General features: G+C 59.7%; 8 protein-coding genes and 1 riboswitch. Of the genes, 6 read left to right on the forward strand and 2 right to left on the reverse strand.

Annotated elements, in window-relative coordinates:
* Nucleotides 1-17: 17 nt before the first annotated feature.
* Together HMPREF9162_RS02570 and HMPREF9162_RS02575 are read right to left on the reverse strand one after the other, a co-directional pair.
* Entirely contained in the window at nt 18-671 is a 654-nt protein-coding gene (locus HMPREF9162_RS02570) for a methionine ABC transporter permease (RefSeq protein WP_009658697.1), read from the reverse strand.
* Entirely contained in the window at nt 640-1,692 is a 1,053-nt protein-coding gene (locus tag HMPREF9162_RS02575) for a methionine ABC transporter ATP-binding protein (protein ID WP_009752710.1), read from the reverse strand. Before HMPREF9162_RS02575 ends, HMPREF9162_RS02570 begins: the two co-directional genes overlap by 32 nt.
* 181 nt (nt 1,693-1,873) lie before the next feature.
* Nucleotides 1,874-2,029: riboswitch (molybdenum cofactor riboswitch) on the forward strand.
* 101 nt (nt 2,030-2,130) lie between these two features.
* Here HMPREF9162_RS02575 and HMPREF9162_RS02580 point away from each other — a divergent pair.
* The 6 genes from HMPREF9162_RS02580 to rpoC all read left to right on the forward strand — a co-directional run bounded on the left by HMPREF9162_RS02580 (nt 2,131) and on the right by rpoC (nt 14,212).
* A complete protein-coding gene (locus HMPREF9162_RS02580; RefSeq protein ID WP_009752548.1) occupies nt 2,131-3,261 on the forward strand; it encodes an ABC transporter substrate-binding protein in 1,131 nt (376 codons plus the stop codon).
* Nucleotides 3,258-4,280 (forward strand): iron ABC transporter permease, encoded by a 1,023-nt coding sequence (locus HMPREF9162_RS02585; RefSeq protein ID WP_009752772.1) that lies wholly within the window; start codon nt 3,258-3,260, stop codon nt 4,278-4,280. The genes HMPREF9162_RS02580 and HMPREF9162_RS02585 overlap by 4 nt, the downstream gene beginning before the upstream one ends.
* Nucleotides 4,277-5,053 carry an ABC transporter ATP-binding protein gene (locus tag HMPREF9162_RS02590; RefSeq protein ID WP_009752558.1) on the forward strand — a complete coding sequence of 259 codons (777 nt, stop codon included), beginning with the start codon at nt 4,277-4,279 and terminating at the stop codon, nt 5,051-5,053. The genes HMPREF9162_RS02585 and HMPREF9162_RS02590 overlap by 4 nt, the downstream gene beginning before the upstream one ends.
* A gap of 74 nt (nt 5,054-5,127) precedes the next feature.
* Nucleotides 5,128-6,150, forward strand: coding sequence for a YecA family protein (locus HMPREF9162_RS02595; protein ID WP_009752491.1), 1,023 nt, complete (start codon nt 5,128-5,130; stop codon nt 6,148-6,150).
* A 263-nt stretch (nt 6,151-6,413) separates the two neighbouring features.
* A complete protein-coding gene (rpoB, locus tag HMPREF9162_RS02600) occupies nt 6,414-10,166 on the forward strand; it encodes a DNA-directed RNA polymerase subunit beta (protein WP_037350152.1) in 3,753 nt (1,250 codons plus the stop codon).
* Nucleotides 10,167-10,216: 50 nt separating this feature from the next.
* Nucleotides 10,217-14,212 carry a DNA-directed RNA polymerase subunit beta' gene (gene rpoC / locus HMPREF9162_RS02605; protein WP_175282241.1) on the forward strand — a complete coding sequence of 1,332 codons (3,996 nt, stop codon included), beginning with the start codon at nt 10,217-10,219 and terminating at the stop codon, nt 14,210-14,212.
* The last annotated feature ends 301 nt before the right edge of the window (nt 14,213-14,513 follow it).

The raw sequence follows: 14,513 nt of genomic DNA on the forward strand, positions 1-14,513 counted from the left end.
CTCCTTGTGGATAGAGATTACCTTTTATTCAGACGTGCGGCGAGGGCATTGCCCGCAAGCTGCACGAGCTGGACGAGGATGATGAGGATGACGACGGTCGCGATCATGATGTCGGGGCGGAACCGCTGGTAGCCGTAGCGGATCGCGAGGTCGCCGAGCCCGCCGCCGCCGATCGCGCCCGCCATGGCGGACTCGCCGACGAGAGCGATGACGACGGTCGTGAGCTGACTGACGATGCCCGGCATGGACTCGGGGAGCAGCACGCGCGTGACGATCTGCATCGGAGTGGCGCCCATGGCGAGCGCGGCTTCGATAAGACCGTGCGGCACCTCGCGCAGAGACGTCTCGACCTGTCGTCCGATGAAGGGGACGGAGGCGATGACGAGCGGCACCATGGCTGCGGTTGTGCCGATGGCGGAGCCGACGATGAGACGCGTGAGCGGGATGATGGCGACCATGAGGATGATAAAGGGGACGGAACGCACAGCGTTGACGACGGCGCCGACGGTGCGGTTCACGCCCGGGGCGTCGAGGATCTCTCCCTTTGCCGTGACGTGCAGGAGCACGCCGAGCGGGATGCCGACGGCGCTCGCGATGATCATGCTGACGAGCACCATGTAGACGGTTTCGCCCAGCGCCTTAGTCAGCAGGGGCATCATTTCGGCGGACATAGCCGATCACCTCCTGTTTCAAATGCTGTGCGGACAGATACGAGATCGCCGCGTCGATCTCCGCGGTTTCGCCGCGCAGACCGATGATCATGCGCCCAAAGGGCTGATCCTTCATCTGGTCGAGCGTGCCGAAGAGCATCGTGACCTCGATATCGGGGAACAGGCGGATCATGTCGGCGAGTACGGGATCATCCGCGTTCTCGCCGAGGAAGGTGAGCCGCAGGAGCATGTAGCTGCCCGGCGTCGGCGACGCCTCGATCGGGTTGCCGCGGAACGCCGTCGGCAGGTCGTTCGAGAGCAGAACGCTGATAAATTCCTTCGTAATCGCTTGCCGGGGCTCGGTAAAGACATCTACAACGTCGCCCTCCTCTGCGATGACACCGCCGTCGAGCACGGCGACGCGGTCGCAGATGTCCTTGATGACCTGCATCTCGTGCGTGATGACGACGACCGTCAGACCGAGCCGGCGGTTGATGTCGCGGATGAGCGCGAGGATGGACTTCGTCGTCTGTGGGTCGAGCGCGGAGGTTGCCTCGTCACACAGCAGCACCTTTGGATCGCCCGCGAGCGCGCGCGCGATGCCAACGCGCTGTTTCTGCCCGCCCGAGAGATGGCTCGGATACGCGTCCGCCTTGTCCGCGAGACCGACGAGCGCGAGGAGCTCCGTGACCTTTGGGCGGATCTCCTCGGCGGAGCGTCCCGCGAGCCGCAGAGGAAAGGCGACGTTGTCGTAGACAGTCGCCGAGGACAGCAGGTTAAAATGCTGAAAGATCATGCCGATGTGGCGGCGCTCTTCGCGCAGTTCGCTCTCGCTCATCGCAGTCAGATCGTGTCCGTCAATGATCACCTCACCGCTTGTTGGGCGCTCGAGCAGATTGATGCATCGGATGAGCGTGGATTTGCCTGCGCCCGAGAGTCCGACGATGCCGTAGATCGTGCCGCGCTCGATGCGCAGATTGATGCCGCGCAGGGCGTGGACGTCGTCCGCGTATGTTTTAATGATATTTTTGAGTTCAATCATATACAGCCCTCCTTTGGGCAAGGTTAGAAACAAACGTAGCACAGACGAGAACTTTTGTCAATGTTTTCGGACGAATGCGAGAGGCTTTGCGCAACTTTTTTCAGATTTTTATCGGATGGGAAAAAGGCGGTGCAGATACTTGTATTGTGGACACCCTCATGCTATACTAATGAAAACTCCATAACGAGGTGTTTTTCGAGCTGCCGGCGCCTACGGCTTTGCTATGGCGCGGCGGCCTGACCGGGACGAACTCGGTCACGGGGGACGGATTGGAAACGGGCGTCCCTTCCGCAGACGCTCGTCGTCTGCATTGTAAAGGAAAACCGGCAGGAGCATGGTGCGCTTTTTCGCGTGCAGTCGATGCCCCCGGATTTCCGGCGGGCATTTTTTGATGCCCGGGCGATGGGATTTCGGCACGTGCCGAGAAAGGGGAATTCAATGAAGGCAGGAACAGAGTTCATGCGGCGCATCTCGGCGCTGCTCGCGTGCGCGGTCACTGCGGCGGCCCTGCTCGCGGGCTGCGGGCAGACGGCAAAACAGGCGGCGGAGCAGACCTCTGCACAGGAGACGTACAAGTTTACGGATCAGGCGGGCAACGCGGTCGAGGTCAAGGCGCCCGTCGAGCGCATGGTCGTCCTCCAGCATCATTCGCTCGACATCATCTGCCAACTCGGCGGACAGGACAAGATTGTCGGTGTCGAGTCGACGTGGCAGCGCGATCTCGGCGACTACATCGCGGACATCTGGCCCGCGATCAAGGAGATGAAAACACCCGGCACGCTCTCGCAGCCCAACATCGAGGAGATCGCCGCGCTCAAGCCCGACATCGTGATCGTCGCCTCGCAGTCGGATCAGGCATCCGCGGCAAAGCTGCGCGAGATGGGCATCCCCGTAGCGGTCATTTCGCTCCGCGGCGAGGGCAAACAGGCGGAGGCGCAGAACCCGCGCCTTTCCAACGCGGACAAGGCGTATACGGACGGGCTGCATAACGCGATCGAGATTCTCGGACATCTCACGGGACGCGATGCGAAGGCAAAGGAGCTCTGGGCGTTCGCCGAGGAGAGCCGCGCGATCGTCGAGAAAGCGGTCGGCGACATTCCCGATGCGGAGCGCGTGACCGCGATCCCCGTGTCGAGCAAGCACATGGTCTACGGCAACGATAAATACGTCGGCTGTATGCTCCTGCGCGCGGGTGCGGTGAACCCGGCGGCAAAGGACATCCAGGGCAACGGCGAGTACAACGTCGAGTCGCTGGCAAAGTGGAACCCCGACGTCATCATCTCGCAGGATCGCTATCCCGAGGTCTACAAGGAACTCACGACCGACCCCGCCTATGCACAGCTGCGCGCTGTGCAGAACGGGAACGTCATCAACGCGCCGTACTGGGCAAAGCCGTGGGGCAACCCGGACGCGGATTCCGTTGCACTCGGCGAGCTGTGGCTCGCGCATATGTTCTACCCGAGCAAGGTGAGCGCGGACGTTGTGCTAGAGCGCGCAAAGGCGTTCTACGAGACGTTCTACGGCGTGCCGTTCACGGGCACGGTAGATGCGGGAATCAAGGCAAAATGACGGGAACAAAATTGTTCACCCATGGGGGGCGGGGCGCACTGTGCGTCCTGCTCCCTTTGGCGTGTATCCTATTTTCACTGACACTCGGAGCGTACTATATCCCCGTGGAGCACGTCTTTCACATCCTCACTGCAGACGTGACAGGGACGCTTCCCGCGGATATCACGCCCATGGAGGTCTCGATGATCTACGACGTGCGCCTGCCGCGCGTCGTCGCCGCCGTGCTCGCGGGCTGCGGGCTGGCGGTCGCGGGCGGCGTCTTTCAGGCGCTCTTTGGCAACCCGCTCGCCAGTCCCTACACCCTCGGCGTCAGCAACGGTGCGGGCTTCGGCGCGGCGCTTGCCATCGTGCTCACGACGAGCGCGGCGGCGGTGCAGATCTCTGCGCTCGCGTTCGGCATCGTCTCGGTCGGGCTGACCTTCCTCCTCGCAGGGCGCAAGAGGAGCGCGCCCGTGACCATGATCCTCTCGGGGATGCTTGTCAGCGCTTTTTTCTCCTCGCTCGTCGCGCTGCTGAAATTCACCGCCGACCCGCAGGAAAAACTCCCGCAGATCGTCTACTGGCTCATGGGCTCGCTCGCGAGCGTGCGCTATGACGGGCTGCTGCTCGTCCTGCCCGCGTATATCGCCGCGCTCGTGCTGCTCCTCCTCTATCGTTGGCGCATCAATATCCTCAGCATGGGGACGCAGGAGGCGCGCTCGATGGGCGTCTCCGTTACGCGCGACCGCGCCCTCATCATCCTCGCGGCGACGCTCCTCACCTCGCTCGTCGTCAGCTTTTCCGGCATCATCGGCTGGGTCGGCATCGTCATCCCGCATCTCGCGCGCATGATCACGGGACCCGATTTCCGCCGGCTCATGCCCGTCTCCGCCGCACTCGGCGTCGTCTATCTGCTCGTCATCGACGACCTGTGCCGCACACTTACCTCGCTCGAGATCCCCATCGGCGTCATCACGGGCATCGTGAGCATCCCGATCTTCATCTATTTTATCCTGAAAAAGAAGGTGCGCTGGTCATGAAACTCGAAGCGGAGCATTTACATTTTGGCTATGACGCGGCGCGCACAATCCTCGAGGACGTCTCGTTCGCGCTCGGCGGCACGGGCGTCTACTGCATCCTCGGCAGGAACGGCACGGGCAAGAGCACACTCCTAAAATGCCTTGTGGGCGAGCTGCACGCCGCGGGGCGCATCCTCTTTGACGGGAAAGAACGCGCCGCGTACAGCGACCGCGAGATCGCGCAGAGAGTCGCCTATATCCCGCAGTCGCACACGCCCACGTTCCCGTTCCGCGTGCTCGACGTCGTGATGATGGGACGCACCGCGCACATGGCGTATTTTGCCTCGCCCGGCGCGCGCGAGGAGGAGATCGCGCGGCATCATATGAACTTTCTCGGCATCGCGCATCTGGCGGAGCAGCCCTATACGAACATCTCGGGCGGCGAGCGGCAGCTCGTCATGCTCGCCGCCGCGCTCACGCAGCAGCCCGCGTTCCTCATCCTCGACGAACCGACGGCGCATCTCGACTTTGGCAACGCGCAGCGCTTCCTCGACCTCGTCCTGCGCCTGAACGCCGAGGGACTCGGCATCCTCATGACCTCCCACTTCCCCGATCACGCACTCTACCTCGGCGCCGAGACACTCGTCATGAAGGATAAAAAACTCTGGAAGCACGGCGCTGCCGCAGATGTCATCGACGAAGAAAGCATGACGGCACTCTACGGACTCCCCGTCCACATCGGCAGCATCGGCACACGCAGCGTCTGCGTCGGCGGAGAGATCGGGGAGCGATAAAAGTATTTCTATTTGATGGAAGATCGAGTACAATAGAAGTGCCGAAAGCATGTTATGGATCGTGGAGGAAGCAAATGCCGGATAAAAAGAACAATGAAATACCTGTGGAGGAAATACCGGATATATATGATCGCCGGACGTTGAATCAAATGTATCGGGAGATCCCCCTGAAGGATACGACCTCCCGCCTTTTGCGGAAATATTTCGCTGCGATGGCAAATCTCTACGGCATTATCCCTCTGCCCGAGGCGTATAAGATCGCAAAACATTTCAGCCCGCGCAGCTTTTCCGAGGAGGAGTTCTTTGACTTTGCGGAGATTGCCCGGCATGAGGACGGCAATTATGGAGTCCTTGGAGCAGAGAATCTTTATACCGACGGTCGACCGAGTGCACCGCGTGATCGCGAGATCGTCAATCTCGATTTGATGGAGCCGGTTCGGACGGATAAAATCGCCTATTACGACACCAAAGAATTTCAGTATGGGAAGACATATTATATTCCGTCTACGAAAGAAGACTTACTTGCTTATGTGGATGAGTACTATGTTGAGGTGACGCCGGAATATGCCGCGTTTGACCGGTTTTTACGCGCACATTACGCACCGAGAAAGAACATTATAGGTGTTGACTTTGCCGTCAAGATGATGTTTGTTTTGATTCGTATCGATGTGGACATGGATACGCTGATGGATAAATTTGCATTCTATGGATTTAAGCTGCAGGGCGGCGACGACATTCGCAGATTTGGGGAACTCTATCAAAACTATGTCAATCATGCGCGGCTTTTTAGCAACTGTGGCTATACACCGAATGAGCTCCAAGCGATGAAGCCACCGGAATACTATAAAAACGCGACGATCAGCATCGGGAAAAATATGCGGGCAATGCTCGAAAACGGCGAACTCGATATCTATGACCTGCGCCGCAGTATTATGGAGCAGGAGTTCCCGAACGAACGGATGCGGGACAGCCTCTTGGAGCAGATTGACGAAATCATGGCAGGAAGATCACCGTCTGCTAAGAGCAAAAAGATCGGCCGCAACGAGCCGTGTCCCTGCGGCAGTGGGAAAAAGTACAAAAAATGCTGTGGACGCTAGAGTATACATCCAATTTTGAAAAACGAAAAAACTTCGCCGTGACCCTTGACATGAAAATTAGTATGTAGTAAGATATGATGACCTATTGACGTAAGTATGGGGTTCGTGCGCCTTTTTTGGCTTTTTAGAAAGGATTAGGGGACTGCCCCGCGGGCGGTTCCATGAGAGCAAGGTATTCGGACGGTTGCCTTGTTCTTTTTGTGTCCTTTCAGAAAAGCGGTGCGGAGCCCATCAATATATTCAGCGAAAGGGTGACAGCGTTCATGTTCAATCCTGTGTCGGTCGGTCGTCGCACCCGGTATAGCTATGCGCGCATCAAGGAAGTTATGGAGATGCCGCATCTGCTCGATATTCAGCGGACGAGCTATCGGTGGTTCTTGGATGTGGGACTCGGAGAGATTTTCCGCGATATTTCCCCCATTCAGGATTTCTCGGGGAATCTCATCCTTTCCTTTGAATCGTTTGCGCTCGGCGCACCGAAATACGATCTCGACGAGTGCAAGGAACGCGACGTGACCTACGCCGCGCCGCTTCGCGTGAATGTACGTCTCGTCAACCGCGAGACGGGCGAGATCAAGGAGCAGGAAGTGTTTATGGGCGATTTCCCGCTCATGACGGACACGGGGACGTTCATCATCAACGGCGCGGAGCGCGTCATCGTCAGTCAGCTCGTGCGGTCTCCCGGCGCGTATTACGGCGTGGAGATCGACACAACGGGCAAGGAGCTCTACAACGCAACGGTCATTCCGAACCGCGGCGCGTGGATCGAGCTCGAAACTGACGCGAACGATGTCGTGTCCGTGCGCATCGACCGCACGCGCAAAATGCCTGTGACCTACCTTATCCGTGCGCTCGGCTACGAGACGGACAGCGATATTCGTGCGCTTTTCGGTGACGATCCCCGCATCCTCGCGACGATTGAACGCGATACGGATGAGGTCAAGACACGCGGCAAGGCGGTCATTGAGATCTACCGCCGCCTGCGCCCGGGCGAGCCGGCGAATGAGGACAATGCGCGCCAGCTCCTCGAGGTGCTGTTCTTTGATCCGCGTCGTTACGATCTGGCGACAGTCGGTCGCTATAAACTGACGAAAAAACTCGGCTGGCGGCGTCGCCTGCTTGGCAAGGTACTTGCGGAGCCGGTCATCGATAAGGAATCGGGCGAGATCGTGTTCCCGAAGGGCGAGGCGATCACACAGGATATGGTAGACGCCGTGAGCGAAGAGCGTGAGAAAGTGCTCTTCGGCGACGGCGAGCTCGTCTCGCTCAGCATACAGAAGGCGGACGGCGAGGTCTACCGGATGCTCTGCGCGCCGACGCGCGACTATCAGTACCGTACGATCACGCGCGAGGATGTCATGGCGTCGATCAGCTATCTGCTCGGTCTTATGGACGGCTTCGGCAATACGGATGACATCGATCACCTCGGCAACCGCCGCGTGCGCGCGGTCGGCGAACTCCTGCAGAACCAGTTCCGCATCGGTCTTTCGCGCATGGAACGCGTCGTGCGCGAGCGCATGACGATCCAGGAGACGGACAGCATCACGCCGCAGGGGCTCATCAACATTCGTCCCGTTGTGGCGGCGGTGAAGGAGTTCTTCGGCTCCTCGCAGCTCTCACAGTTCATGGATCAGCACAATCCGCTCTCGGAGCTGACGCATAAGCGCCGTCTCTCGGCGCTCGGCCCGGGCGGGCTCTCGCGTGAACGCGCAGGATTCGAGGTGCGTGACGTCCATAACTCGCATTATGGGCGTATGTGCCCGGTGGAATCGCCGGAAGGCCCGAACATCGGCCTCATCGGCTCGCTCGCAAACTATGCACGCGTCAACCGGTTCGGATTCATGGAGACCCCGTATCGCCGCGTGGACAAGGAGCATCACCGCGTTACGGACGACGTGCGCTACCTTACGGCGGACGAGGAGGACGAGCTCATCATCGCGCAGGCGAACGAGCCGCTCGATGAGAACGAGTACTTTATCAATGAGCGTGTCACGGCGCGGTTCCATGAGGAAACGGGGCTGCATCACCGCGACCGCGTGGACTATATGGACGTGTCGCCGCGTCAGGTCTTTTCAATCGCGACGGCGATGATCCCGTTCCTCGAGAACGACGATGCGAACCGCGCGCTCATGGGTGCGAATATGCAGCGCCAGGCCGTACCGCTCCTGAAGACACAGGCGCCGCTCGTCGGCACTGGCATGGAGTATAAGGCTGCCTGTGACTCGGGCGTCATGGTACTTGCACGCCGCGGCGGCGTCGTTACGGATGTCGCTGCGAATGCTGTTACCATCAAGACGGATGAGGGCACGTTCGACAACTATAAACTGCAGAAATTTGTCCGCTCGAACCAAGCGACCTGCATCAATCAGCGTCCGCTCGTCTATGAAGGGGAGCGCGTTGTGGAAGGTCAGCCCATCGCGGACGGACCTTCGACAGACAACGGCGAGCTCGCGCTCGGCTACAATATCATCGTGGCGTATATGCCATGGGAAGGCTACAATTACGAGGACGCGATCCTCCTCAGCGAGAACCTCGTGAAGCGCGACCTCTATACCTCGATTCACATTGAGGAGTATGAGTGCGACGCGCGCGATACGAAGCTCGGCCCCGAGGAGATCACGCGCGACATCCCGAATGTTGCGGAGGAGGCACTCAAGGATCTTGACGAGGAGGGCATTGTCTCCATCGGCGCCGATGTGCGCCCCGGCGACATCCTCGTCGGCAAGGTTACGCCCAAAGGCGAGACGGAGCTGACGGCGGAGGAACGCCTCCTGCGCGCAATCTTCGGCGAGAAGGCGCGCGAGGTGCGCGATACGTCGCTGCGCGTGCCGCACGGTGAGGGCGGAAAGATCATCGACGTGAAGATCTTTACGCGTGAAAACAATGATGAACTGCCGCCCGGCGTCAACCGTCTCGTGCGCGTCTACATCGCGCAGAAGCGCAAGATCTCGGTCGGCGACAAGATGTCCGGGCGTCACGGGAACAAGGGCGTCGTCTCGCGCATCATGCGCCAGGAGGATATGCCGTTCCTGCCGGACGGTACCCCCGTCGACATCGTACTGAACCCGCTCGGCGTGCCGTCGCGCATGAACATCGGGCAGGTGCTCGAAACGCATCTCGGCATGGCGTGCCGTGTGCTCGGACAGCGCATCAAGGACGGCGATCCGACGGTGGAGGGCGACCTCCGCGCGGCTGGATACAATTTTGACGTGAACGGAATGCCGAAACCGGATGAGGCGGGCATTCATATCGCAACGCCGGTTTTTGACGGTGCGGGCGACGACGATGTGTTCGGCACGATCCGCGCGGCAGGACTGCCTGCCGACGGCAAGACGGTGCTCTATGACGGGCGCACGGGCGAGCCGTTCGAGAACCGCGTTACGGTTGGCTGTGTTTACATGCTGAAACTGCATCATCTGGTCGACGATAAGATTCATGCGCGTTCCACGGGACCGTACTCCCTCGTCACGCAGCAGCCGCTGGGCGGCAAGGCACAGTTCGGCGGACAGCGGTTCGGCGAGATGGAGGTCTGGGCGCTCGAAGCATACGGCGCCGCATACACGCTCCAAGAGATCCTGACGGTGAAGTCCGACGACGTAGTCGGCCGCGTGAAAGCATACGAATCGATCGTTAAGGGAGATAATATCCCCGAGCCGGGCGTCCCAGAGTCCTTTAAGGTGCTCATCAAGGAACTGCAGGCGATCGGACTTGATATCAAGGTGCTCAACGAGGATGCGAAGGAAATCGCGATCCGCGACGAAGAGGACGAGGATATCGGCGAGAAGGCGCGTTCCCTCGATCTCGATGTGGAAGGCGTTGACGAAAACGGCGCACCGCCGCCGCCCCCCGTATATGACGAGGGGGATGATGCGGAGCAGGGCGAGGATATTCCCGATGAGGACATCATCGCGCATATCGGCGGCGCGGACGAAGAACTGTCAGATGATATGGATACGATCCTGCACGGCGGGCTTGACGACATCGACGTGCCGAATGAGGACGATTCGGAGTTCTGATTTTAGGAAGGGAGTGACATCTGTTGCTGGATGTAAACAATTTTGACTCAATGCGGATTGGACTCGCTTCCCCCGATAAAATTCGTGAGTGGTCGCACGGCGAGGTCAAAAAGCCGGAGACCATCAATTACCGTACGCTTAAACCGGAGCGTGACGGCCTCTTCTGCGAGCGCATCTTCGGCCCGACACGCGACTGGGAATGCCACTGCGGCAAGTATAAGCGCATCCGCTACAAGGGCGTCGTCTGCGACCGTTGCGGCGTCGAGGTCACGCGTGCCAAGGTGCGCCGCGAGCGCATGGGGCATATTGAACTCGCCGCGCCCGTCTCGCATATTTGGTATTTCAAGGGGATCCCGAGCCGCATGGGGCTGATCCTCGACGTATCACCCCGTTCGCTCGAAAAAGTCCTCTATTTCGCCTATTATATCGTCGTCGATCCGGGCGAAACGGATCTCAAGAAGAAAGACCTTCTTTCCGAGCGCGAGTATCACGAAGCGCTGGAGAAATACGGCAATACCTTCCGCGTCGGTATGGGCGCGGAGGCAGTGAAGGAGCTGCTCGAAGAACTCGATCTCGAGGCGATGAGCGAGCAGCTTAGGAACGATGTGCGCACAACTTCCGGCCAGAAGAAAGTGCGTGCGATCCGCCGCCTTGAGGTGGTCGAGGCGTTCCGCAAATCCGGCAACCGTCCGTCGTGGATGATCATGGACGTCGTTCCGGTCATTCCGCCCGACCTGCGCCCGATGGTGCAGCTTGACGGCGGTCGCTTTGCGACGTCTGATCTCAACGACCTCTACCGCCGCGTCATCAACCGCAACAACCGCCTGCGTCGTCTGCTCGACCTCGGCGCGCCCGACATTATCGTGCGCAACGAGAAGCGGATGCTCCAGGAAGCGGTCGACGCACTCATCGACAACGGCCGCCGCGGGCGCCCTGTCACAGGACCCGGCAACCGTGCGCTCAAATCCCTCTCGGACATGCTCAAGGGAAAGCAGGGGCGGTTCCGTCAGAACCTCCTCGGCAAGCGCGTGGACTATTCCGGGCGTTCCGTTATCGTCGTCGGTCCCGAGCTGAAACTTCATCAGTGCGGCCTGCCGAAGGAGATGGCACTCGAGCTCTTCAAACCGTTTGTCATGAAAAAACTTCAGGCGGACGGTGCGGCGCACAACATCAAATCTGCGAAGCGCATGGTTGAGCGCGCGCGTCCCGAGGTTTGGGATGTGCTCGAGGGTGTCATCAAGGAGCATCCCGTGCTCCTCAATCGTGCTCCGACGCTCCACCGTCTCGGCATTCAGGCATTTGAACCGGTGCTCACCGAGGGGCGTGCGCTGAAGCTCCATCCGCTTGCATGTACGGCGTACAACGCCGACTTTGACGGCGACCAGATGGCGATTCATCTGCCGCTTTCGGCAGAGGCGCAGACCGAGGCGCGTGTCCTCATGTTGGCGGCGAACCATATCCTCGCGCCGAAAGACGGCAAGCCCATCATCGTTCCTTCGCAGGACATGGTGCTCGGCTCCTATTACTTGACCAAACTCAAGCCGGGAGCGAAGGGTGAGGGCAAGGTCTTTACGGGGACGTCGGAAGCTCTGCTCGCTTATCATCAGAAGAGCCTTGATCTGCAGGCGGAGATCCGCGTGCGCGTCGAGGGCTACGGGCTCGTCCGCAGCTCGCTCGGACGTCTTATTTTCAGCGAGATCCTGCCCGAGGAACTGCGGCACTACCGGCAGGATCCCGAGACGGGCGAGTGGAGTCTCGGCGTTTTGATGAACAAGAAGGAGCTCGGCAAACTCGTTGCAAACTGCTATGACCACTTCGGTGCAACCAAGACTGCCGAGGTCATTGATCATGTGAAAAATCTCGGCTACCACTATGCCTGCATTGCGGGCATGACGGTCGCCGTCTCCGACGTCATTGTGCCGCCGAAGAAGAAGGAAATCATCGCCGATACACAGGCGCGCGTCAACAAGGTGGAGCGCCAGTTCGGGCGCGGTCTCATCACCGAGGACGAGCGCTACAAGAAAGTCGTCCAGCTGTGGACGCAGGCGACGGACGACGTGGCGGACGCCATGATGGAAAACATGGATCCGTTCAACCCGATCTTCATGATGGCGGACTCCGGCGCACGCGGCAACAAGCAGCAGATGCGCCAGCTCGCCGGAATGCGCGGGCTCATGGCTGACCCTTCCGGTAAAATCATCGACCTGCCGATTACGGCGAACTTCCGTGAGGGACTTTCCGTTTCCGATTACTTCATCTCTTCGCACGGCGCGCGCAAAGGTCTTGCCGACACGGCGCTGCGCACGGCGGACTCGGGCTATCTCACCCGTCGTCTCGTCGATGTCGCGCAGGATGTCATCGTCCGCGAAGAGGACTGCGACGTCTCCGCGATCAACCTCATGCAGGTGCGTGCGCGGCTTGCAGAGTCCACATTTGACGCGCTTGAGCTCCTCGTAGAGAGCCTCATGGGACGTCTTCTTGCCGCAGCGGTTTACGATCCCAAGACCAAGGAAGTCCTTTACCCGCGTGATACAGTTCTCACCGATGAGGTGCTCGAGGCGATCGGCGAACACAATATCCGTGAAATCATGGTGCGTGGTTCCTCCGTCAATGTCGAGGGTGCCGTCAGCAACGCCATGATCACCGAGAGCATCGCGCTCGGCGAACCTGACGCGAAAAAACGCAAAAAGGATCGTGCGGCGGTCATTCGCGAACTCAGCGGCAAGGAAGTCGTGCGCGACGCTGCCGAGGGTGACGGCGCCGTGCTCGCAGCAGAGGGGACAACGCTCACGGATAAACTCGTCGAGGCGATCCTCGACTCCGAGGTGCATGAACTCCATATCCGCAACAATAACGTCCGCGGCATCGAGGTCGAGGCGATCACCGAAGGCTCCGGCGTCATCGAGTCGCTTGCCGACCGCATCGTCGGGCGTGTGCTCGCCGAGGATATCATCGACGAAGCGACAGGAGAGAAGATCGCCTCCATCAACGACCCCGTCGACGAGGCACTTGCAAAACGTATCGAAGGCGTCCGGAAGCGTGTCTCCATCCGCAGCGTACTGACCTGCAAATCGCAGTTCGGCGTCTGCATGAAGTGCTACGGACGCGACCTTGCCAATCAGGCGGAGGTCGAGATCGGCGAGGCGGTCGGCATCATTGCCGCACAGTCCATCGGCGAACCCGGCACACAGCTCACGATGCGTACGTTCCACTCGGGCGGCGTCGCGGGCGACGATATCACGCAAGGTCTGCCGCGCGTTGAGGAGCTTTTCGAGGCGCGCAAACCCAAGCACAACGCGATCATCGCGGAGAACGAGGGCGTCGTCGCCATTGAGGATACCGGCAAGGGAATGCGCACGGTCACGATCACCTCGCACGAGGGCGTGCCGCGCGAATACAGCGTACCGTTCGGCGCGCGCATGGCGGTGCGCGACGGTGCGGAGCTGAAACCCGGCGACAAGATCACCGAGGGCTCTATCAATCCCCACGACATCCTGCGCGTCTGCGGACTGCAGGCGACCCAGCGCTACCTCGTCTACGAGGTGCAGAAGGTCTACAAGTCGCAGGGCGTTGAGATCAACGACAAGCACATCGAGGTCATGGTGCGGCAGATGCTGCACAAGGTCAAAATCGAAGAGGCGGGAACAACCGACTTCCTGCCCGGCGAATACATCGAGATCAACGCGTTCGAAGCCGCGAATACCAAGGCGATCGAGGAGGACGGCGAGCCCGCCGTGGCAAAACCCATCCTGCTCGGCATCACAAAGGCATCGCTCGCAACGGACTCCTTCCTCTCGGCGGCATCGTTCCAGGAGACGACCCGCGTCCTCACGGATGCGGCGATCAAGGGGAAGATCGATCCGCTCGTCGGCCTCAAGGAGAACGTCATCATCGGCAAGCTCATCCCTGCGGGCACGGGCATGACCCGTTACCGCAATCTCGACATCATCGATCACGCGCCGCAGCCTGTGGCAGAGGAGATCGAAGAAGAGGAAGAGGTATACGAAGAGGTGGATTTGTCGCGGTTGGAGCATCTTAATAATTAAAAAGGTGACGCGGAGACGTGACGCGGGATTTTCGCGCCTAGCGTCGTCATTTTCGACGAACGCTTCGTCGATGTAGGCTTCATCTACGCCTTCCTTGCGTTCGTCTTAATTCCTAGCTATGCATCGAAACTTCCACGTCACTGAGGTTACGGTGTTGACGCGGGATTTTGGCGCATAGCTGTGTCATATCGTCAAATGCTTCGCTCGACGTAGCGCTTTACTACGCCTTCGCTTGCATTTTCCTCATTCCTTGCTCTGCATCCAAACTTCCGCGTCACTTACTGTGCGGTTTTAGGTGCGG

The organism is Selenomonas sp. oral taxon 137 str. F0430, assembly GCF_000183625.1.
GTDB classification, from domain to species: Bacteria; Bacillota; Negativicutes; order Selenomonadales; family Selenomonadaceae; genus Centipeda; species Centipeda artemidis.

What these genes read in the sequence shown, in the direction of transcription:
- HMPREF9162_RS02570 (WP_009658697.1), bottom strand. Translation starts at nt 671, where the DNA reads ATGTCCGCCGAAATGATGCCCCTGCTGACTAAGGCGCTGGGCGAAACC.
- rpoC (WP_175282241.1), top strand. Translation starts at nt 10,217, where the DNA reads ATGCGGATTGGACTCGCTTCCCCCGATAAAATTCGTGAGTGGTCGCAC.
- rpoB (WP_037350152.1), top strand. Translation starts at nt 6,414, where the DNA reads ATGTTCAATCCTGTGTCGGTCGGTCGTCGCACCCGGTATAGCTATGCG.
- HMPREF9162_RS02585 (WP_009752772.1), top strand. Translation starts at nt 3,258, where the DNA reads ATGACGGGAACAAAATTGTTCACCCATGGGGGGCGGGGCGCACTGTGC.
- HMPREF9162_RS02575 (WP_009752710.1), bottom strand. Translation starts at nt 1,692, where the DNA reads ATGATTGAACTCAAAAATATCATTAAAACATACGCGGACGACGTCCAC.
- HMPREF9162_RS02595 (WP_009752491.1), top strand. Translation starts at nt 5,128, where the DNA reads ATGCCGGATAAAAAGAACAATGAAATACCTGTGGAGGAAATACCGGAT.
- HMPREF9162_RS02590 (WP_009752558.1), top strand. Translation starts at nt 4,277, where the DNA reads ATGAAACTCGAAGCGGAGCATTTACATTTTGGCTATGACGCGGCGCGC.
- HMPREF9162_RS02580 (WP_009752548.1), top strand. Translation starts at nt 2,131, where the DNA reads ATGAAGGCAGGAACAGAGTTCATGCGGCGCATCTCGGCGCTGCTCGCG.